The sequence below is a fragment of the Sinorhizobium glycinis genome, from assembly GCF_001651865.1.
GTDB lineage: Bacteria > Pseudomonadota > Alphaproteobacteria > Rhizobiales > Rhizobiaceae > Sinorhizobium > Sinorhizobium glycinis.
In genome coordinates, this window is record NZ_LPUX01000053.1 from 405,096 (window position 1) to 425,327 (window position 20,232).

General features: G+C 61.7%; 20 protein-coding genes and 1 tRNA gene. 12 read left to right on the forward strand and 9 right to left on the reverse strand.

Going from position 1 to position 20,232, the window contains the following annotated elements; genetic code table 11:
• Positions 1 to 121 precede the first annotated feature (121 nt).
• On the reverse strand, positions 122 to 1,333 hold the full coding sequence (locus tag AU381_RS06845; RefSeq protein ID WP_244520032.1) for a tyrosine-type recombinase/integrase: 1,212 nt from the start codon (positions 1,331 to 1,333) through the stop codon (positions 122 to 124).
• Positions 1,334 to 1,478: 145 nt separating this feature from the next.
• Positions 1,479 to 1,568: transfer RNA gene (locus AU381_RS06850), tRNA-Ser, on the reverse strand.
• A gap of 219 nt (positions 1,569 to 1,787) precedes the next feature.
• On the opposite strand from AU381_RS06850, the gene AU381_RS06855 reads away from it, so the two are divergent.
• The 3 genes from AU381_RS06855 (at position 1,788) to AU381_RS06865 (ending at position 4,125) form a co-directional block, all read left to right on the forward strand.
• The gene (locus AU381_RS06855; RefSeq protein WP_064241002.1) at positions 1,788 to 2,141 is read left to right on the forward strand and encodes a hypothetical protein; all 354 of its coding nucleotides are present in this window, start codon (positions 1,788 to 1,790) and stop codon (positions 2,139 to 2,141) included.
• A 193-nt stretch (positions 2,142 to 2,334) separates the two neighbouring features.
• Positions 2,335 to 2,787: a PilZ domain-containing protein gene (locus AU381_RS06860; RefSeq protein ID WP_244520033.1), complete on the forward strand. Its 453-nt coding sequence runs from the start codon at positions 2,335 to 2,337 to the stop codon at positions 2,785 to 2,787.
• 216 nt (positions 2,788 to 3,003) lie between these two features.
• Positions 3,004 to 4,125 (forward strand): pyridoxal phosphate-dependent aminotransferase, encoded by a 1,122-nt coding sequence (locus tag AU381_RS06865; protein WP_064241003.1) that lies wholly within the window; start codon positions 3,004 to 3,006, stop codon positions 4,123 to 4,125.
• A 21-nt stretch (positions 4,126 to 4,146) separates the two neighbouring features.
• Here AU381_RS06865 and AU381_RS06870 read toward each other — a convergent pair whose 3' ends face one another.
• Entirely contained in the window at positions 4,147 to 4,413 is a 267-nt protein-coding gene (locus tag AU381_RS06870; RefSeq protein WP_064241004.1) for a sel1 repeat family protein, read from the reverse strand.
• Positions 4,414 to 4,989: 576 nt separating this feature from the next.
• Here AU381_RS06870 and AU381_RS06875 point away from each other — a divergent pair.
• Positions 4,990 to 5,331: a DUF2147 domain-containing protein gene (locus AU381_RS06875; protein ID WP_064241005.1), complete on the forward strand. Its 342-nt coding sequence runs from the start codon at positions 4,990 to 4,992 to the stop codon at positions 5,329 to 5,331.
• A 51-nt stretch (positions 5,332 to 5,382) separates the two neighbouring features.
• On the opposite strand, the gene AU381_RS06880 is transcribed toward AU381_RS06875, so the two are convergent.
• Positions 5,383 to 6,084 (reverse strand): glutathione S-transferase N-terminal domain-containing protein, encoded by a 702-nt coding sequence (locus AU381_RS06880; protein ID WP_064241006.1) that lies wholly within the window; start codon positions 6,082 to 6,084, stop codon positions 5,383 to 5,385.
• A gap of 178 nt (positions 6,085 to 6,262) precedes the next feature.
• On the opposite strand from AU381_RS06880, the gene AU381_RS30230 reads away from it, so the two are divergent.
• The 4 genes from AU381_RS30230 (at position 6,263) to AU381_RS06890 (ending at position 8,629) form a co-directional block, all read left to right on the forward strand.
• Positions 6,263 to 6,436: a hypothetical protein gene (locus tag AU381_RS30230; protein WP_012707384.1), complete on the forward strand. Its 174-nt coding sequence runs from the start codon at positions 6,263 to 6,265 to the stop codon at positions 6,434 to 6,436.
• 12 nt (positions 6,437 to 6,448) lie between these two features.
• Positions 6,449 to 6,622 carry a hypothetical protein gene (locus AU381_RS30235; RefSeq protein ID WP_014761558.1) on the forward strand — a complete coding sequence of 58 codons (174 nt, stop codon included), beginning with the start codon at positions 6,449 to 6,451 and terminating at the stop codon, positions 6,620 to 6,622.
• A 121-nt stretch (positions 6,623 to 6,743) separates the two neighbouring features.
• Positions 6,744 to 7,064, forward strand: coding sequence for a YnfA family protein (locus AU381_RS06885; RefSeq protein ID WP_064241843.1), 321 nt, complete (start codon positions 6,744 to 6,746; stop codon positions 7,062 to 7,064).
• 62 nt (positions 7,065 to 7,126) lie between these two features.
• On the forward strand, positions 7,127 to 8,629 hold the full coding sequence (locus AU381_RS06890) for an AMP nucleosidase (protein ID WP_064241007.1): 1,503 nt from the start codon (positions 7,127 to 7,129) through the stop codon (positions 8,627 to 8,629).
• 6 nt (positions 8,630 to 8,635) lie between these two features.
• Here the strand turns inward: AU381_RS06890 and AU381_RS06895 are convergent, their stop codons facing one another.
• The gene (locus AU381_RS06895; protein WP_064241008.1) at positions 8,636 to 9,592 is read right to left on the reverse strand and encodes a lysylphosphatidylglycerol synthase domain-containing protein; all 957 of its coding nucleotides are present in this window, start codon (positions 9,590 to 9,592) and stop codon (positions 8,636 to 8,638) included.
• A gap of 96 nt (positions 9,593 to 9,688) precedes the next feature.
• On the opposite strand from AU381_RS06895, the gene AU381_RS06900 reads away from it, so the two are divergent.
• Both AU381_RS06900 and AU381_RS06905 read left to right on the forward strand, forming a co-directional pair.
• The gene (locus AU381_RS06900; protein ID WP_082909691.1) at positions 9,689 to 10,708 is read left to right on the forward strand and encodes a glycosyltransferase family 2 protein; all 1,020 of its coding nucleotides are present in this window, start codon (positions 9,689 to 9,691) and stop codon (positions 10,706 to 10,708) included.
• Complete coding sequence (locus AU381_RS06905) at positions 10,701 to 12,185, forward strand: ArnT family glycosyltransferase (protein WP_064241010.1); 1,485 nt, start codon at positions 10,701 to 10,703, stop codon at positions 12,183 to 12,185. The genes AU381_RS06900 and AU381_RS06905 overlap by 8 nt, the downstream gene beginning before the upstream one ends.
• A 7-nt stretch (positions 12,186 to 12,192) precedes the next feature.
• Here the strand turns inward: AU381_RS06905 and AU381_RS06910 are convergent, their stop codons facing one another.
• The 4 genes from AU381_RS06910 to AU381_RS06925 all read right to left on the reverse strand — a co-directional run bounded on the left by AU381_RS06910 (position 12,193) and on the right by AU381_RS06925 (position 17,628).
• Complete coding sequence (locus tag AU381_RS06910) at positions 12,193 to 13,101, reverse strand: diacylglycerol/lipid kinase family protein (RefSeq protein WP_064241011.1); 909 nt, start codon at positions 13,099 to 13,101, stop codon at positions 12,193 to 12,195.
• A gap of 406 nt (positions 13,102 to 13,507) precedes the next feature.
• A complete protein-coding gene (locus AU381_RS06915; RefSeq protein WP_064241012.1) occupies positions 13,508 to 14,395 on the reverse strand; it encodes an ABC transporter permease in 888 nt (295 codons plus the stop codon).
• A gap of 201 nt (positions 14,396 to 14,596) precedes the next feature.
• Entirely contained in the window at positions 14,597 to 15,598 is a 1,002-nt protein-coding gene (locus AU381_RS06920) for an ABC transporter substrate-binding protein (RefSeq protein ID WP_064241013.1), read from the reverse strand.
• Positions 15,599 to 15,963: 365 nt separating this feature from the next.
• Positions 15,964 to 17,628: an electron transfer flavoprotein-ubiquinone oxidoreductase gene (locus AU381_RS06925; RefSeq protein WP_064241014.1), complete on the reverse strand. Its 1,665-nt coding sequence runs from the start codon at positions 17,626 to 17,628 to the stop codon at positions 15,964 to 15,966.
• A 265-nt stretch (positions 17,629 to 17,893) separates the two neighbouring features.
• Here AU381_RS06925 and AU381_RS06930 point away from each other — a divergent pair, with 265 nt between their 5' ends.
• Both AU381_RS06930 and AU381_RS06935 read left to right on the forward strand, forming a co-directional pair.
• A complete protein-coding gene (locus AU381_RS06930; protein ID WP_064241015.1) occupies positions 17,894 to 19,183 on the forward strand; it encodes an Hsp70 family protein in 1,290 nt (429 codons plus the stop codon).
• A gap of 50 nt (positions 19,184 to 19,233) precedes the next feature.
• Positions 19,234 to 20,118 (forward strand): uracil-DNA glycosylase, encoded by an 885-nt coding sequence (locus tag AU381_RS06935; protein ID WP_064241016.1) that lies wholly within the window; start codon positions 19,234 to 19,236, stop codon positions 20,116 to 20,118.
• Positions 20,119 to 20,232 lie beyond the last annotated feature (114 nt).

The window sequence follows — 20,232 nt, forward strand, 5'->3', positions numbered from 1 at the left end:
CGGCGACAGTAATCCTCGCTGTCTGGCTCTTCACTCTGAAAATATGGTATGTGTATCCTTGAGGATCTTGCGCGGTCCGTGGAGCAGTTCCTCGGCGGAAGGCATGTCTTTCAAAATCAGATCAGCCCAGAGCTGTGCGAGTTCCTTGCGCCGCGGTAAATGTTCTGCACGATTGTAAGCGCCTTCGACCTTGTCCTTGGGCGTATGCGCCAGCATCAGATCGATGATTTGGCGATCGGGCGGGGTAGCGTTCATTCATGATGCTAGAAAACGTCGATCGGAAGCCATGCAGGACGTGCTTGTGGTGGTACCCGGCACGGTTCAGCAGGTAGCCAAGCGCATTCTCCGACATCGCCTTGTGCGCGTGCCGTCCGTTCGGCAAGGCGAATGGCCCCCTGCCCGTGATAGAGCGCAGCACCGCCATGGTGTCCATCGTCTGGCGGGACAGCGGGACGAGGTGGTCGCGCGCTTCATCATCCTTGTGCTGGAGCTTGAGCTTCATTCGGGCCGCCGGGATCAGCCAAATTGGGTCATCTTCATCGACGCGGTTCCACTCCGCCCAGGGCGTGGCTATCAGCGTGCCCGGCCGGACCGCGGTCAGTGCCAGCAGCCGCAGCCCGAGTTTCGTCACAGGATGCGAGGGCGTGGCCCAAGCGGTCATCAGCATCTCGCGGGCTTTGTCGAGATCGGTTATCGCGGGCTGTCGACCCTTCTTTTGTGGAGCCATTGCCCCGCGAAAGACGCCGGCCGGATCCTGAGTCGCTCTGCCGGATGCGATCGCATATACAAAGACGGATGAAATCCGCTGCCGGATTCGGCGAGCAGTTTCCTTGGCGTCGCGGTTCTCAACTATCCGGAGGACGGCGAGCACCGTTGGCGCGTCAATGTCCTTAATCGGCATTTTGCCAATGATGGGGAAAACATCTTTCACCAACGAGTCGAGAACGTCGGCCGCATGCTTTTCGACCCAATGCCGCCTTTGCAGATCATACCACTCTCGGGCGATGACCTCAAAAGTGTCCGCCGTTTTCTTCTTGCCTACGAGCTTTTCGACCTTCTTCACAAGGCTAGGATCGCGACCGGATTTCAGGACCTCCTTTGCGTTCTCACGCTCGCCCCTGGCGTCAGCGAGTGAGATGTCGGGATAGTTGCCGATGACGAGGGTTTTCTCCTTCCCTTCGTACCGGTACCGGAGCCGCCACGACTTGGTGCCTGTGGTGAGAACGAAGAGGTTAAGGCCGCTGCCATCAGCGAGCTTGTAGTCTTTAGCCGCTGGCTTTGCGTTCTTGATCTGTTTGTCCGTTAAAACACTCATGCGCCCTGATACCCACATTTTGCGTTTCCGGTACCCACACAAATACCCACAAATGAGTGGGTAGCGGTCTCTAACGATGGGAACCCATGGGAAACACAAGCAACAAAAAACGCGGCAAATCAAGGCCGCGTGGGTGTGGATAAGGATGCTTGGGAAGTGTTGGTGGCGGAGAAGAAGGGATTCGAACCCTCGATACCGTTTCCGGTATACTCCCTTAGCAGGGGAGCGCCTTCGACCACTCGGCCACCTCTCCGTTAGCGCCTGACTAGTGGCAGCGCGCCTTCAATGCAAGATTTTTTTGTCGGATTTCAGGAAATCCCGCCATTTTCGTCGTGGTCGCGCGGGCTAAATCGAATCGCGCCACGGCAAGGCTGAAGCAAGTCGCATCATGGAGTGTGGCCTATGTCGCCACGCGAGATTCCGTACATGTGGGTTTCTCCGGTGGAGTAGACAGGTATTACCGGACCCTGCCATGTCGATGATCATGCATCTCGCGCAAGGAAAGCCCGGCCAGTCGGCCGTTTCCTATCCGCATTACCACATAGAGCGTCCCTGCCGCATTCTCGTCATCGGCAGTCAGCTGAAGGCGAAGACCAAATATCAGGCGCTGCTGCGGCACATCTCCATCGGCGGCGCCATGCTCGACGTCAACGCCGCAATCCTCCTCCCGAAGCACTTCTTTCTGGAAATCGACGGCTTCAAGGAGGAGATCGGCTGCGCCGAAGTGCATCGCAGCGGCGCCGAACTCGGCGTGCGCTTCAACATGCTGCTGGCGCAGGATTTCCTGAGCCGCCTGATTCGCATCCAGTTCTCGAGCGGATTGTAAGTGCGGGCCTCCGCCCGTGCTTGGGGCCGAATCGGCGCTCATTAGATTTCTATTGAATATCTTCAAGCGATTGCAAGATTGCTGGCGGAAACTGACCGTCGACCTTCCAGGCGTCTCGCCGCCTCAGGGGTGCCGGCAAATGACTTTGCCGGAGTCTCGCAAAACTCCGTTGGGCCGACGGGCGGAAGACCGCATGGCGTCCCTCGCGAGCGCCCGCGATCATCGGAGCACGACCATGCTGCAGTCGACCATGTATTCGCTTGTCCCGTCGCCGCTTTACGAGCGGCGCTACGAACGCTTCGCGGTCGGACATGCCGCAACGCTGATGTCGGTTCGGCCAGCCCTCGGAGGGATTTCGATACACGCCTGCAGGATGATCGATATCTCGCGCGGGGGAGCGAGTTTGTCCGTCAGCACGACAATCGGCCTGCCGCTGCACTACTATCTCCACATCGTCGGAACGAATTTCCGGATCGGCTGCGCCGAGGTTCACCGGCGGGACAACCGAATCGGGGTGCAATTCATCAAGGTCATCGACGAAACGTTCCTGCACCAGATCGTGCGCCACGAGTTTTTCACCGGCCAGGCCGGAAACGTCAGGCCTACGGCGCCGCGCGTCTTATCAGACGCGCAAAGGTCGCTGTAGCACTTTGAATTGCCGCATGTTTTTGTCCTTAGATCGGCTACGATTTAAGGACACATGCAGTAGGGCGCCGGCGGAAATCGTCCCGCGGCTCCGAGACAGCCGCTTGCACTGCTGCGGGATGCCAGAGCCTGACCGTCGTCTCTTTTGAGCATTCCGCTTGCCGTTCCGATGCGATAAGTTCCGCGGCGCTTTTCGAACGGAGCTCAGGGTTTTCAGATGTCCGCATTTTCGCGTTTCACGCCGCTCGTCCAATCGCTGCCGGCCACGGTGCCCTTTGTCGGTCCGGAAGCGATCGAGCGGCAGCGCGGCCGTCAGATCGCCGCCCGCATCGGTGCCAATGAGAGCGGATTCGGGCCGGCCGATTCCGTATTGCTCGCCATCCAGCGGGCCGCGGGCGAAACCTGGAAATATGCCGATCCTGAGAACTACGATTTAAGGCACGCGCTTGCGGCGCATCTCGGCGCATCTCCTGCCCATATCGCCGTCGGAGAGGGAATCGACGGCCTGCTCGGGCAGATCGTCCGCCTCGTCGTTGAGCAGGGCACGCCGGTGGTCACTTCGTTGGGAGGCTACCCGACCTTCAACTATCACGTCGCGGGACATGGCGGCCGGCTCGTCACCGTTCCTTTCGTCGATGATCGCGAAGACCTCGATGGCCTGCTTGCCGCGGTCAGGCGCGAGGCGGCGCCGCTCGTCTATTTCGCCAACCCCGACAACCCGATGGGGAGCTGGTGGCCCGCCGAGCGCGTTATCGAGTTCGCGGCCGCCTTGCCGGAAACGACGCTGCTCATCCTCGACGAAGCCTATTGCGAAACGGCTCCGCTCGAGGCTCTGCCGTCGATCGAAAGCCTCATCGATCGCCCGAACGTCATCCGTACCCGCACCTTCTCCAAGGCCTATGGCCTCGCCGGCGCGCGCGTCGGCTATGCGCTGACGACGCCGGGTACCGCGCAGGCCTTCGACAAGATCCGCAACCATTTCGGCATGAATCGAATCGGTGTCGCTGCGGCGATCGCCGCCCTTTCCGACCAGCAATACCTAAAGGACGTGACGCAGCGGATCGCGGCGTCGCGCGACAGAATAGCCGGCATTGCGCGTGATAGCGGACTTCTGCCGCTATCCTCGGCGACGAATTTCGTCGCGGTCGACTGCGGCCGGGATGCAGTTTATGCCCGGGCCGTCGTCGACCGGCTGATGAGCGATCACGGCGTCTTCGTCCGTATGCCGGGAGTCTCGCCGCTCAATCGCTGCATCCGGATCAGCACCGGCCCAGACGCGGAGATGGAATTGCTCGGGGCCGCCCTCCCCGCAGTGCTCAGGAGCCTGACTGGGGGCTAGCGGGAGCCGGCCGATACGGGATCAATGCACCGTCATCCATTCGCGCGCGGCGCGTAGCGCCGCGGCAAGGTCGGTCTTGCTCATCGTCGCCGCAAGGTCGGCGCGAAGGCCGGCAGCGCGGTCCGAACCCTTGATGGCGGCGATGTTCAGCCACTTATGGGCGGCCACCAGGTCGACCGGCCGGCCGCGGCCGGTCGCATAAGCGAGTCCCATTTCGCAAAGAGTATCGGCGCGGTTTTCGCCACCCATTGCCGCATCCGAGGTGATCTCGAAGTCAAAGCGTGCCATTGTCTTGTCCCTGTCGTTCTTTGTTGGTTCAGCCGAAGCGGCACGCCCCCTTCGGGCGCGCCGGGCTTCAGTTGCTTGCTTTCTTGTCCCTGTTTCAGTCTTGCCTCTTGGCGGGCTTTCCGATGACGCGCCGTCTTCTGCGGCGTCGGCTCCGGCTGATTTGGCGGGGTGATGTCTCCGCTCGTCTTATGGGTTCGACTATGCAGCGTGGCTTTCAACGGGCGCTTAAAATCCATGCTTAATTTGACGCAAACAAAGTTCAAACACTTGGTAAACTTGGGTTTTCGTTAAACATCGGAGCGCCTGCGGCATCGGCAATTCGGCTCAAAATTTACGAAAAATTCAACCGCGGATTTCAACCGATCGCTAACCAAAGAACAAACCTGCGTTCGACCGCTGCCGGGTTCCGCGACCCGTACCAGAGTTCAGCCGCAATCATTTTCGCACTTCTGAGGCGTATTTACCTTTACGTACGCGTAAGCTATTGTGCGGCGCTCGGGCGGCGAGGAGGCCGCCGATGCGAGGCATCCAGATCGTGGCGGCTGGCAGCCGGCCGTCTCCAAGGGAGGACATTGAATGATTCGTACTTTGCTCGTCAGCGCGGCGCTCGTCTTCGGAGCCATGGGGGCGGCTCATGCCGCCGAACCGATCGTCGGGAACTGGAAGACAGCGAGCGGAGCCACGGCGGAAATCGCCCCATGCGGCGGTGCTTTCTGCGTCACGCTGAAGACGGGCAAGCACGCGGGCAAACGCATCGGCAACCTAGCCGGAACCGCTGGCAGCTACAGCGGCGAGATCACCGATCCGGAAAGCGACAAGACCTACAGCGGCTCAGGCTCGGTCGACGGCAATTCGCTGAAGATGAAAGGCTGCGTGCTGAAGGTGCTGTGCAAGTCGCAGACCTGGACGCGGCTTTAGTTCTTTCGCACTCCCGCGAGGGCGGCCTGCGGTGACCGCCCTCGCCTCGCTTCAGCGGGCGCGCTGACCGAACAGGATCTTCTGCGCTTCCTTGTCCTCGGCAAGGCTCTTCTGACGGGCCCGCTCCTCCTTGCCCACCTCGAGCGCTTTCTGAACAGCGGGCCGTGCCAGCAGCGTGTCGAACCAACGCTTCAGGTTCGGGAATTCGTTGAGATCCTGGCCCTGGTTCTCATGCGGGATCACCCAGCCGATGGCCGCCATGTCGGCGATCGAATATTCGCCGGCGAGGAACGGCCGGTCGATGAGCCGCTTGTTCATCACGCCATAGAGGCGGTTCACCTCATTGGTGTAACGGTCGATGCCGTATTGGATCTTCTCAGGAGCATATTGCCGGAAATGATGGGCCTGGCCTGCCATCGGCCCTAGGCCGCCAACCTGCCAGAAGAGCCATTGCTCGACCTCGACGCGAGCGCGCTCGTCGGCCGGATAGAACTTCCCGAATTTTCGGCCGAGATACTGCAGGATCGCGCCCGATTCGAAGATCGAGAGAGGCTCACCGCCCGGGCCGTCCGGATCGATTACGGCCGGCATGCGGTTGTTCGGCGAGATCCTCAGGAAATCCGGCGCGAATTGATCGCCCCGGCCGATATTGACGTATTTGACCACATAGGGAACGCCGAGCTCCTCCAGCATGATGGTGATCTTCCAGCCGTTCGGCGTCGGCCAGTAATAGAGCTCGATGGGAGCGGTCATAGGCGGTCTCTCCTGAGGTTGTGGACACACAGACGTAGGAACACCTTCCGGCGCTGGCAAGACCGCGTCGAGCCGAAGATGAACGGCAGATGAACGGGCATCTCAGCAAGAATTCAGTTTGGTTGTGCGAAAAGACGCTCAATCGATTTGAACGTCTCTCCAGCCCACGGACAGAACAATGGATATTCTCGCTCGCCGCCTCACCATCATCAGCCTGTTGATGGTCGTATTCGCGATGTCGCTCGCCGCCGCAGTCGGCGCCGATACGGAGCGTCGCCGCCAAAACACCTATATCGGCTCGCTGACCGACTGCACCGCGCACACGGCGCAATATTGCCAAGCCAAGCTGTAGAGGGACACCAAAATGGCCGCTCTCGTCTCTTCCGCCATCCTCTCGCTTCGGCTCCTGGTACTCACGGGCCTGCTGATGGCACCGATCGGAGCAGTCGCTTACAATAAGGCCACAGGCGCCGGCATCGGCAAGCATGGGGCCGGCCTTGTCCTCTTCGTCACGCTGCAGCGCCAGGCGATGAGCTGATCTCCACCCGTCGAACGACGCGAAAAACTGCCTCGTTCCGCGGTGGCGCCGCACGAAACGAAATTTCCTCTTGCACATGCCCTGACTCTTCGCTCCCTTCGCGGTCGAAAGGTCGAACATGATGCCCGCATTCGCGCTATATACAATCGCCGCGATGGCCGAAATCGCCGGATGCTTTGCCTTCTGGGCATGGCTCCGGCTCGGCAAGTCCTGTTGGTGGCTCGTTCCCGGTATGGGGTCTCTGGCGCTCTTTGCCTGGCTGCTGACGATGATAGATGTGCCGGCAGCTGGGCGCGCCTATGCCGCCTATGGCGGCGTCTACATCGCAGCCTCGCTCGTCTGGCTCTGGCTCGCCGAGGGCGTGCGGCCCGACCGTTGGGACCTGACCGGCATGGCTGTGGCGCTGGTCGGCACTACGATCATTCTCGCCGGCCCACGTTAGACGGGCGCATGGACAGTGCATCTTGTCGTTTGCTTGTCAGATGGCGCAGCCTATAATGCGCCATGGACACACGAATCTCTTCAAACTCTATCCTTTCCGTCGCCACCCCCGAAGCCTTCGAGCCGCAAACCTTCGACGATCCGGCCGCAGCCGTCGCTTGCTTGCAGGCTCTTTACGAACGTAACACCCGGTTCCTTTGCGAGGCTTTCGAGGGGCTGGGCAAGAACGGTCGGCCGCTCACGCGTTTCCGCGCCTGCTACCCGCAGGTGAGCATCGAGACGAGCAGCTTCGGTCACGTCGATTCGCGGCTTTCCTTCGGCTATGTCAGCGCGCCCGGCGTCTACACGACGACGATCACGCGGCCGCGGCTGTTCCGTCACTATCTGAAGGAGCAGTTCGGCCATCTGATGCGCAATCACGGCGTCGGCGTCACCGTATCGGAATCCTCGACACCGATCCCCCTGCACTTTGCTTTCGGCGAGAACGCCCATGTCGAGGCGTCGGCGGCCGAGACGATCGACATTCCGCTGCGCGACCTCTTCGATGCACCCGACCTGACGACGACGGATGATGAGATCGCCAACGGCTCCTATGAGCCCGGGCCGGGCGAGCCCTCGCCGCTTGCGCCATTCACGGCCCAGCGCATCGATTATTCGCTCGCCCGCCTCAGCCACTACACGGCAACCAGCGCAACGCATTTCCAGAATTTCGTGCTCTTCACGAACTACCAGTTCTATGTCGACGAGTTCTGCGCCTGGGCACGCCAGCAGATGGCCGCAGGCGGCAACGGCTACACGGCCTTCGTGGAGCCCGGCAACATCGTCACACCCGCCGGCGCCGACAGGCCCGAGGCCGACTATACGCTCGCCCGCCTGCCGCAGATGCCGGCCTATCACCTGAAGAAAAAGGGCCACGGCGGCATCACCCTGGTGAATATCGGCGTCGGCCCTTCCAACGCCAAGACGATCACCGACCACATCGCCGTCTTGAGGCCGCATGTCTGGCTGATGCTCGGCCATTGCGCCGGGCTTCGCAACAGCCAGCGGCTCGGCGACTACGTTCTGGCCCATGCGTATATGCGCGAGGACCACGTGCTCGACGACGACCTGCCGGTATGGATCCCCCTGCCCGCGCTGGCGGAAGTGCAGGTCGCCCTGCAGGATGCGGTGGCGGAAGTCACCGGTTATCAGGGCTACGATCTCAAGCGCATCATGCGCACCGGCACGGTCGCAACCATCGACAACCGCAACTGGGAACTGCGCGACCAGCGCGGCCCGGTCAAGCGACTGTCGCAGGCCCGCGCCATCGCACTCGACATGGAATCGGCGACGATCGCCGCCAACGGCTTCCGTTTCCGGGTGCCCTATGGAACGCTGCTGTGCGTCTCCGACAAGCCGCTGCACGGCGAATTGAAGCTGCCCGGCATGGCCACCGCCTTCTACCGTACACAGGTCAGCCAGCACCTTAAGATCGGCATACTGGCGCTCCAGAAGCTCGCCGCCATGCCGCCGGAGAAACTGCATTCGCGCAAGCTCAGAAGCTTCTACGAGACGTCGTTCCAGTAAGGCAGGTCACCTCTTTGCCCTCAGGGCGAGCGAAAGCAACGTGCCGGCCACGGCCGAGACGATGATGAGCAGATGGGCGTTGACGCTGGCGCGCCCCAGCATCTCGAGCGCGGCCTGTCCGCCGGCCGCGCCAAAGGAAACCGCGCCGGCAACGATCGCCGCCGCGTAGGTGCCGACTCCGGCGGGCGCATGCACGGGGAGAACGGAAGAGAGCTCGCCCCCAAGCGCGCCGCCGAACGAGGCGGCAAGCGGCGCGACGCCCATGATCGCCAGAACCCAGGCGAGCACCGCGACCTTCACTCCCCAGTTCAGCATCGTCATCGCCAAGGCGCGCAGGAACGCCGGAACATGCTCCGGCAAACCGGCCTCGAACTCGTCGACATGGTGCATGAATCGCGCTGGCGCCACGCGACGCGCCAGGCGTAGAATCCTGGCCTTCAGCAGGAAGAACGCGAGCGGCGAGAGCAAGGCCATGGACCAAAGCAGCCATGCGAGGGTTTGATTGCTTCGGCCGATGACCAGGCCTATCGCTGCTACGGTGAGCAGCGCATGCAGGTCCAGAAGGCGCATGACGAGCAGCGCCGATGTGCCGCGCAGCAGCGGAACGCCGAATTCGGCGCGCATGAGCAGCGGAAAGCTCGTCTCGCCGGCCCTGAAGGGCAGCATGATGTTGAGAAGATTGTGGACCTGCGTCACGCGAAAGAGCAGCAGGAATTGGCCCGCTGTCTGTTCCGGAAAGTAGTCGTAGATGCGGTAGCAGCGTACGAAATAGGTCGCGATGAGAAGCCCAAGCGCGGTGAGCGCGGACGAGAATCCCACCTCGACCCATTGCCGCGAGAGGACCAACCATCCCCAGACCCACTCGACGAAGAGGGCATAAGCCGCTATGGCCGCCACCGAAATCAGTGCCATGCGGTTGCGCGCGAGCCACGCGCGCCGGCTCAACTGCCAGTCCGAATTCATGAGATACCGATTTCCTGTACAGAGCCACGCAATTCAGCGTTGGTTATCACCGTTAATTGTGCAAGAAAACCTGCGATGGCACACCGGAGAGACGCCTTGAACCACCTGGAAGAACCTCTGAAGGCTATGAACGGCGCTATGGACGCGATCGAACTGTCCATCGTCGTGCCGGTGTTCAACGAGGAGGAAAGCGTCGGGCCGCTTGTTACCCGCATCCGGGAGGCAATGGCCGGCTTCGCCAGACCCTGGGAATTGATCCTGGTGGACGACGGCAGCACCGACCGGACCTTGCCGAATGCGCGCAAGGAACTTTCTCGACCGGACCTGCGTCTGACGATCATCGAGCTGCAGAAGAATTTCGGCCAGACCGCCGCCATGCAGGCGGGGATCGACGCCGCCGGCGGCCGGCTGATCGCGACGCTCGACGGTGACCTGCAGAACGATCCCAAAGACATCCCCCAAATGGTTGCGGCCATCGAGGAACGCGAACTCGACCTCTTGGTCGGGTGGCGGGAAAACCGCCGAGACGGCCTCCTGCTCAGAAAGATCCCGTCCTGGTGCGCCAACTTCCTTATCGGCAAGATCACCGGGGTGAAGCTTCACGATTACGGTTGCAGCCTCAAGGTCTATCGCAGTGCGATCATCAAGCAGGTCAAGCTGATGGGGGAGATGCATCGCTTCATTCCGGCCTGGGTTGCCGGCGTCGTGCCGAGCAGCCGAATCGGCGAGATGCCCGTGACGCATCACGCCCGACACTTCGGCGTATCGAAATATGGCATCTCGCGCACCTTCCGCGTCATCCTCGACCTGCTCGCGGTCCTGTTCTTCATGCGCTACAAGGCTCGCCCTGGACACTTCTTCGGCTCGATCGGACTTGCGACCGGCAGTTTGAGCGCCCTCATCCTGCTCTATCTCGCGATAGACAAGTTCCTCTTCGGCAACGATATCGGCACGCGGCCGATGCTGATCGTCGGCGTCATGCTGTTCCTGTCCTCGGTCCAGCTCATCACCACCGGCATTCTCGCGGAAATGATGGCGCGCGCCTATTTCCGCGACGACGAGACGGCGAGCTATATCGTGCGCCAGGTCTTCGGGCAGGATCAGCCGCATGCGTGATATCGTCGACCGACGGCCGAACCTGGTCTTCATCGCGATGGCCGGTTACTTCCTGCTGTGCATTATGTTGCGCCTTGCCGCGTCGCCTTCGCTCGAAATCGACGAGGCGGAACAGGCCTTCCTGTCGCAATTCCTGCAGCTCGGATACGGGCCGCAGCCGCCTTTCTACAACTGGCTGCAATACGGTCTGGCGCAATTGATCGGCACGTCGCTCGCGACGATGACCATTCTCAAGAACGGCCTCCTGTTCCTGTGCTGCCTTTTCTACGGCCTCGCGGCGCAGCTTGTTCTCAAGGACCGGCGCCTGGCGGCGATCGCCATGTTCGGCGTCCTGAGCCTGCCGCCGGTCTTCCTGCTTGCGCAGCGCGATCTCTCCCATACGGTTGCGGCGCTCTTCGCGGTTTCGCTTTTCCTCTACGGTTTTCTGCGGACGCTCACGCGCCCGAGTCTTTTCTCCTATCTCCTGACCGGCACAGCCGTCGGCATCGGGGTAATTTCCAAGTATAACTTCGTCGTCGTGCCGATCGCCGCAATCCTTGCTGTGCTGCCCGAAGCCGAGTTGCGCAAGCGTATCTTCGATTGGCGAATCCTGGCGGCGATCGGCATCGCCGGCATCATTGCCCTGCCGCATGGGGTGTGGGTGCTTCAGAATCTCGACGCCGCCTCGTCTGGCACGTTGAACGAAATGAAGGAGCGCGAGGCAGAGGGGCGCCTGATGCAGGCGCTGCACGGCGTCTTCGCCCTCGCCTCGGCAATAATCGGCGGCAGTCTCGTTACCCTTCTCGTCTTCGGCGTCGTCTTCCGCGGAAACATCCGGGCGATCTGGCGGGCTGAAAGCCAATGGACCCGCATCATCGGGCGCATGATCGCGACCTGCCTTTTTGCCGTGCTGCTGGTCGTTCTCGGCGTCGCCGCGACCCATGTCCGCGAAAAATGGCTGGTCCTCTTTCTGGTCCTGCTGCCGCTCTATCTCTGTCTCAAGATCGAGGCGGCGAAGATCGACCCGGCGCCGGGCTTCCGGCGCTTCGTGCCATTGATTGCCTGCATCGTCCTTGGGACGCTCGTCATTGTGTCCGCCCGAGCCATGGTGCGCCCGTGGTTCGGCGACTACTCGAAATTGAACATCCCCTATGCCGGTTTCGTCGAAGCGGTCGTAGACGCGGAAGGCCGGTCCCCGGCGCTGGTGCTGACCAATGACAGGCAGACAGCCGGGAACATCAGGACGCGACTCGCCAACGCTACAGTGGTGATCCCGCATCTGTCGGGCGCCCCGCCAATCGACGCAGCGAAGCGGCCACTACTGGTCGTCTGGCGCGACGAAGCAAGCCCTACGCCGCTTCCCACCACCCTGAGCGAGGCTCTTAAGGCATCCGGCGTTCCGGATTCGGCGGCAGCGCCGCGCAGACTTGAATTGCCCTACATCCACGCGGCCGGACCGGATCGCTATCGGTTCAGCTATATCTGGGTGGGCGAATAAGCCTCGGCTAAAGCCTTTCCGCGCCGACGAGGAGCTTCAATTCGCCCGGGTGGACACGCAGAGCGACATCGCGCCGCTGGATAGGCAGGAGCTCGCCATCGATAACGCAGTTGATCTTGCGGTCTACCTTTGGAAAGTGCAGATCGACGGCCAGTGCGCTCATCTCGGTGATCAGCGGGCTTGCGCGGAAACGACCGCGCAGAATATCGAAGGCGAGCTTTGCGACACCTGCCGGGCTCAGTGGCGGAGCCGTGTAGAAACCGAGGTGGCCGGCCGTCACATCATCCGCATACATCAGCGTCGCGTGTCCGAAATGGTTGTTCGAGACCGAAATAGCGGACACGTGCCGAAGCTCGCGGTGGCCATCGGCATCGAATTCGATCTCGAAATCCGGCGGGTTGAAGATCACGCCGATGGCGGCGCGAACGCTGGCGCCGATCTTGCCGAGACGCGAGGCAAACCTATAGGATTCGCGATAACGCACCATGCGGGCGTGCAGTCCCATCGAGAATTGATGCACGAAAGCCCGGCCGTCGGCGCTACCGATGTCGCCATCGATGATCCTTCCATTGGCGAGAACCTCGGGGACCTTCCAGATATCGAGCGGCAGTTTCAGGGAGCGGGCGAACAGGTTCATCGTTCCAGCCGGAATGACGCCGAGCGGCATGCCGGTTCGCCAGGCAACGCCGGCTGCAGCGGAGATCGTGCCGTCGCCGCCACCTGCGACGATCGCATCGAGATCGTCGCGCCGGCAGGCCGTCTCCAGCGCCTGCGGGATATCGCTCGCAGCCACCACGGCAATTTCTACCTCGTGTCCAGCGGCGCGAAAGACCTCCTCGACCCGCCTGCCATAGGTCTCCATATCCGTGGTGCGGAAAGTCCCCCCATCTCGATTGAAGATGGCCTTAATTTTCAAGGATTGTCCTCTCTGTCCAGAAACATTTCAGCTCCTGAGATAAGGGCGGCCGCGAGGGTTTCCAGAGGACGCGGGCAAAGACTTCCGCGATCCAGTTGCCGCGGTGCAGCGGCCACACATGGGCGGCAGCTTCAGGCCATTCGACACCGTCGCAGTCGTGACGGCCGCACGTCGCGCTCCCGACCGGCATCTCTCTCGGATCGGCTACTGCATGTCTCCTTAAATCGACCTCGATTTAAGGACAAAGACATGCAGCAATTCAAAGTGCTACAGTGACCTTTGCGCGCCTGATAAGGCGCGCGGCGCTGTAGGCATGAGCCTGAAAAGCAAGCGGCCCGGGACGTGTGCCCCGGGCCAACTCCTTCATCCGTCGCGGCACGGAGCCGGCCGCGGCCTGCATTCACCGTCAGCCGTGAACGATTTCACGGTGCCGCTGCAGGCGCCGGCCATAGGCCTGGCTGACCCGGTCGAAAATGATGGCAATCCCGACGATGGCAAGGCCATTGAAGATGCCGAGCGTGAAGTACTGGTTGGCGATGGCCTTCAGCACCGGCTGGCCGAGGCCCTGGACGCCGATCATCGACGCGATCACGACCATGGCAAGCGCCATCATGATCGTCTGGTTGATACCGGCCATGATGGTGGGCAGCGCCAGCGGCATCTGCACGTTCTTCAGCTTCTGCCAGCTCGACGAGCCGAAGGCGTCCGCTGCTTCGAGGACGTCCTTGTCGACCAGCCGAATGCCTAGATTGGTCAGGCGGATCATCGGCGGGATCGCGTAGATGACAACGGCGATCAGACCGGGCACCTTGCCGATGCCGAGCAGCATGACGACGGGAATGAGATAGACGAAACTAGGCATCGTCTGCATGACGTCGAGCACCGGGTTGACGACATTCTGTACCCGATCGGAGCGGGACATGATGATGCCCATCGGTATGCCGATCGCGATCGAGAGAACGGTACAGACGAAGATCATCGAGATCGTCTTCATCGTGTCGTCCCACATGTCGAAATAGCCGATCAGGAGCAGCGTGCCGATGGCGCCCGCGACGATTTTCCAATTGCGGCTCGCAAACCAGGCGATCAGTGCGATCAGGACCAATATGATCGGCCATGGCGTGCGCGTCATGAAACGCTCGGCCTCGATCAGGAAGAATTGCAGCGGATCAAAGAAGGATTCGATGCCGTCGCCATAGGCACGCGTAAATGTCCGGAAGCCTTCGTCGATCGCCTTCTTCAGTTCTCGAAGGCTATCGTCATTCATATGCGGAAATTTGGTCAGCCATTCCATGTCTTGATTCCCCTTCGCAACCGTTTAGCGGCACATCTTTGTTTTTCTTGGCTGCCGCCGTCGTTCAGACGCACCATGCGCTGTAGCTAATGAGACAGCGCAATCTTATTCTCAAACCGACATGCGGTGAACGAATTCCTGCACGTGGCTAAATGAAAACGGCGCGCCTTTGTGCGCGCCGTCTGTTGATGTGAGAGTCGATCAGAGGGCGGCCTTGACCTTCTCTGCGACTTCCGGGGAGACCCACTTGGTCCAGATGTCCGGATTCTCCTCGAGGAAATGCTTGGCGCCTTCTTCGCCGCTCGCCTGGTTGTCGGTCATCCAGGCCATCAGCTTGTTGACGGTATCATTCTGCCAGGAGCGGTTCTTGAGGTAGTCCATGACCGCCGGACCGGCGCGATCGGCAAAGCTCTTCGTCACGAGCGTCTGGACCTTGTCCTTCGGCCAGTCGTTCTTCTTCGGATCGGGGCAATCGGCGACGGTGTTGCAGCGCTTCCATTCGGCCGGATCAGCCGTCACGCCGTGGTCGAGCTTGACCATTTCGTATTTGCCGAGCAGCGCCGTCGGAGCCCAGTAATAGCCAACCCACCCCTGCTTGCGCTCGTAGGCCTTGGCGATCGAGCCATCGAGGCCGGCGGCGGAGCCGGTATCGACGAGGGTGAAGCCGGCAGCTTCGGCGCCGTAGGCCTTGTAGAGCTGCGTCGTCACGACCGTGCCGCCCCAGCCCTGCGGGCCGTTGAAGATGGCACCCTTGCTCGGATCTTCCGGATCCGGGAAGAGTTCCTTGTGCTTCAGTACGTCGTCGATCGTCTTGATATCGGGATTGGCGTCGACAATGTATTTGGGAACCCACCAGCCCTGGACGCCGCCGTCGGAGAGCGAGAGCGCTGCGCCGACGAGCTTGCCTTCCTGCAGGCCGCGGTTGACGACGTCGGGCAGCAGGTCGACCCAACCTTCCGGTGCGATGTCGGGCTCGCCCTTTTCAATCATCGATGTGATCGTCGGCACCGTGTCGCCGACGACCAGCTCGGCGCTGCAGCCATAGCCTTCCGTCAGAATGAACTTGTCCACGTTTGCCAGCACTTCGGCGCTCTGCCAGTTCATGTTGGCGATCGTCACATCGCCGCATTCCTGCGCCGATGCGGCGCTGCCAAGTCCGAAGAGGCCAACGGCCAGACATGTCGTTGCAAGTAGTTTTTTCATTTCGTTTCCCTCTGTTCTGACGGTGTACCCGTGACGAACTGCCAGCCTCACCGCGGCAGCGGACAGCAATTGGATCAGACCTCCTCCGATCCGGAGACCGGATGAGACGGTCTTCGTCGCCATCGATCCAAACTGCCGATCAATGGCTGATGTTATTGCTATCGAGTCTCTCGGGCAAAGGCTTGCCCATTTGCGTCAGTGATCGCGCTCATTGTCTTTTTTCACGAAGATAGACAATTGAAGGCCTTGGCGGCAAAAACTTCATCTGCCGCCGCTGCGCGGAGGCGCGGTCAGGCGCGCCGGGAAACTCGTCCCGGCTGCGCCCTGGGCGTCGAAAGAGGTCGGTGCAGACCTCTTCGCGAGCGTCACATGTTCGGATAGACCGGTCCCTCGCCACCCTGCGGCGGCACCCAGTTGATGTTCTGGTTCGGGTCCTTGATGTCGCAGGTCTTGCAGTGGACGCAGTTCTGGGCGTTGATGACGAAGGTCGGCTGACCGTCCTTGTCGACCCATTCGTAGACCCCGGCCGGACAGTAGCGGCTCGAGGGTCCGGCATAGACGTCGTATTCGGAACGCTTCTGCAGGTCCATGTCCTTCACCTGCAGGTGGATCGGCTGGTCCTCCTCGTGGTTGGTGTTCGACAGGAACACCGAGGAGAGCCGGTCGAAGGTCAATACGCCATCCGGCTTCGGATAGTCGATCTTCTGGTGCTTGGCGGCCGGCTCCAGCGACTGGGCATCAGTCTTGCCGTGCTTCAGCGTGCCGAAGAAGGAGAAGCCGAACAGCGTATTCGTCCACATGTCGAGGCCGCCGAGAGCGACGCCGACTGCCGTGCCGAACCGCGACCAGAGCGGCTTGACGTTCCTCACCTTCTTCAGGTCCTGGCCGATGGCGCTGTCGCGCCAGCCGCGCTCGATCTCGATCGGCTCGTCATTGGCGCGGCCGGAAGCGATCGCATCCGCCAGCTTCTCGGCGGCGAGAATGCCGGACAGCACCGCATTGTGGCTGCCCTTGATGCGTGGCACGTTGACGAAGCCGGCCGAACAGCCGATCAGCGCGCCGCCCGGGAAGGAGAGCTTCGGCACCGACTGGTAGCCGCCCTCGGTGATGGCGCGGGCGCCGTAGGAGAGCCGCTTGCCGCCCTCGAAGGTGCCGCGGATCGCCGGATGCGTCTTGAAGCGCTGGAACTCCTCGAACGGATAGAGATACGGGTTCTTGTAGTTCAGGTGGACGACGAAGCCGACGGCCACCAGATTGTCCTCGAGATGGTAGAGGAACGAACCGCCGCCGGTCTTCATGCCGAGCGGCCAGCCGAAGGAATGCTGCACCAAGCCCGGCTTATGGTTCTCCGGCTTGACCTCCCAGAGCTCCTTCAGGCCGATGCCGAATTTCGGCACGTCGCGGCCCTCGTCGAGCCGATACTTGGCGATCAGCTGTTTGGCGAGCGACCCGCGCACGCCCTCGCCGATCAGCGTGTACTTGCCGAGCAGCGCCATGCCGCGGGCGAAGTTCGGACCCGGCTCGCCGGAGCGTTCGATGCCCATGTCACCGGTGGCGACGCCAATCACCGCGCCCTCGTCATTGTAGAGCACTTCGGTCGCGGCAAAGCCCGGATAGATCTCGACGCCAAGCGCCTCGGCATGCGTCGCCAGCCAGCGACAGACATTGCCGAGCGATACGACGTAGTTGCCGTGATTGTTCATCAACGGCGGCATCAGGAAGTTCGGCAGGCGGATCGAGCCGGCCGGCCCGAGGAACAGGAAATGGTCGTCAGTCACCTCGGTCTTGAACGGATGATCCGGTTCGTCGCGCCAGCCGGGCAGCAACCGATCGATGCCGATCGGGTCGACGACGGCGCCGGAAAGGATGTGCGCGCCGACCTCGGCACCCTTCTCCAGTACGACAACCGAGAGCTCGGGGTTGACCTGCTTCAGCCGGATCGCCGCGGCAAGCCCGGCCGGACCCGCCCCGACGATCACCACGTCGAATTCCATGCTCTCGCGCTCGGGGAGTTCTTGTCGCTCGGTCATTGTCGCGTTCTCCAGTCTTGCCGTTCTCCGCCGGCCCGTTCCCAGCAAATCATCCCGTCATGACAAATGCCGCAAACCTTGTCGAGCCGGGATGCGACAGACTGTCTCTGCATTTGCGCATGACTTCATGAGTTTAGCACAATCGCTTATCTTACTTGAACGTAAACGTAAATAAATCCGAGGAAATATCCTGTCGGTCAGCTTGCTTTTGCGGCGCTCGCATGCAACGAGGCCCGCCCCCGTCCACCTTCGCAAGGAGACAATCATGGCGTCCGCCCTCGGCCTTGATTTCGGAACGACCAACTCCGTCCTGGCGCTGGCGCAGGGCGCCTCCACCCGCTCCCTCTTCGTGGAAAGCCCCGCCGGTCGGTTCGACACGACGCGAACGGCTCTCTCCTTCCTGAAGCAGCAGGGTACCGCTTCCTTGAAGATCGAAGCGGGACAAGCGGCGATCCGCGAGTTCATCGACAATCCGGGCGAATGCCGTTTCCTTCAGTCGATCAAGACCTTTGCCGCAAGCGCACTTTTTCAAGGCACCCTCGTCTTTGCGAAACGGCATGAATTCGAGGACCTCATGTACAGCTTCCTGGCCCGCCTCAGGGACTACGCCGGAGACGACTGGGACGGCACGCTGCGGCGCCTCGTCGTCGGGCGACCGGTGCAATTTGCCGGTGCAAGTCCGGACGAGAAGCTGGCGATCGAACGGTACAGCCGCGCGCTTGCACGCTTCGATTTTCCGGAAATCCATTACGTCTATGAACCGGTCGCGGCTGCCTTCTACTTCGCTCGCAAGCTGGAACGCGATGCGACGGTGCTCGTCGCAGACTTTGGCGGCGGCACGACCGACTATTCGATCATTCGCTTCGAAAGCCGCCGCGGACGGCTGATCGCCACGCCGATCGGGCATTCCGGCGTCGGCGTGGCCGGCGATCACTTCGATTTCCGCATCATCGACAACATCGTCGCGCCGCTCATCGGAAAGGGGAGTCTGTTCAAGAGCTTCGACAAGCTGCTTGAAGTCCCGTCGAGCTACTACGCCAATTTCGGCCGCTGGAACCAGCTGTCGATCTTCAAGACGCTCAAGGATTTTGCGGAATTGAAGAAGCTCGTGCGCACGAGCCTCGAGCCGGAGAAACTGGAGGCTTTCGTCGATCTGGTCGAGCATGACGAAGGCTACCCGCTCTATCAGGCGGTCTCGGCCACCAAGATGCGACTGTCGCAGGAGGAGGAAACCGAGTTCTTCTTCGCACCGCTGGGCGAGCGCTCGCGGCGGTCGGTGCGGCGCAAGGATTTCGAGACCTGGATCGCGCCCGACCTCGCCCGCATCGAAGCGGCCCTCGACGAGGTGCTGGCAACGACGGCAACCGCGCCGGCCGACATCGACCGGATCTTCCTGACCGGCGGCACGTCGTTCGTGCCCGCAGTCCGCCGGCTCTTCGACTATCGCTTCGGCGAGGAGCGGATCGAGAGCGGCGGGGAACTCCTGTCGATCGCCCACGGGCTTGCCCTCATCGGCGAGCGCGAGGACATCTCGGCCTGGACGATCGCCGCGTAAATATCCCCCCACCTGCTGGACCGTTCTTGTCTATCTGCTAAGTTCCGCCCATGATCTCGGCCAACGACCTTTCACGTTCGGAACTCGCCGCGCTCCTTGCCTTCCATGCGGAGGCGGGCGTCGAATGGTTGCTTGAAGACGAGCCCGTCGATCGGCTGGCGGAATTCGAAGCGATGAAGGCAAAACGCGCCGATGCGCGGGCCGCGCCGCAAGTCAGGCAGCCGGACCCCTCGGGGGCGCCGAGCGGCCAGCCCCAGCCGGCGGCTTCCGGCAAGTTCCGGGAGGCCCTTCCTGCCGCGCCGGCAAGCGTTCAGCCGACAGTGGCCATCCCCGACGAGCAGGCGATCGGCGAGGCGCGATTCGCCGCCGAAAGCGCCCGATCGCTTGCCGAATTGCGCACGGCGATGGAGGCGTTTACCGGCTGCAACCTGAAGAACAGTGCCCGTAACCTCGTTTTCGCCGATGGTAATGCCGCCTCCGGTATCATGATCGTCGGCCCGATGCCCTATGCGGAGGATGACCGGGACGGCCAGCCTTTCGCCGGCAGACACGGCGATATGCTCGAACGGATGCTTTCCGGCATCGGCCTTTCGAGGTCAGACGTGCTCCTTACCAATGTGGTGCCCTGGCGGCCGCCCGGGAACCGCGTGCCAAGCGGACGGGAGGCCGACATCTGCCGTCCCTTCATCGAGCGGCAGATTGCGCTCGCCGAGCCCAGGCAGTTGCTTCTCCTCGGCAATTTCACCGCCCGCTTCTTCTTCGGCACCAACGAGACGATCCACCAGACGAGGGGGCAATGGCGCGAGCTTTCGGCCGGAGGTCACCTCGTGCCGGCACTCGCGACGTTGCACCCGCAGGATCTCATCACCGCGCCGGTCAACAAGCGCTTCGCTTGGCAAGACCTCCTGACCTTCAAGGCCCGGATAACCGGCTGACGGGCCTTGCCCGACAGGTGAAGGAAATATGAACAAAGCCATGCAATTTGCGCATGTCAGCGACGCGTTTTAGTGCGTTGCAAAATCAATGCTGCATCGCAATATAGCACAACG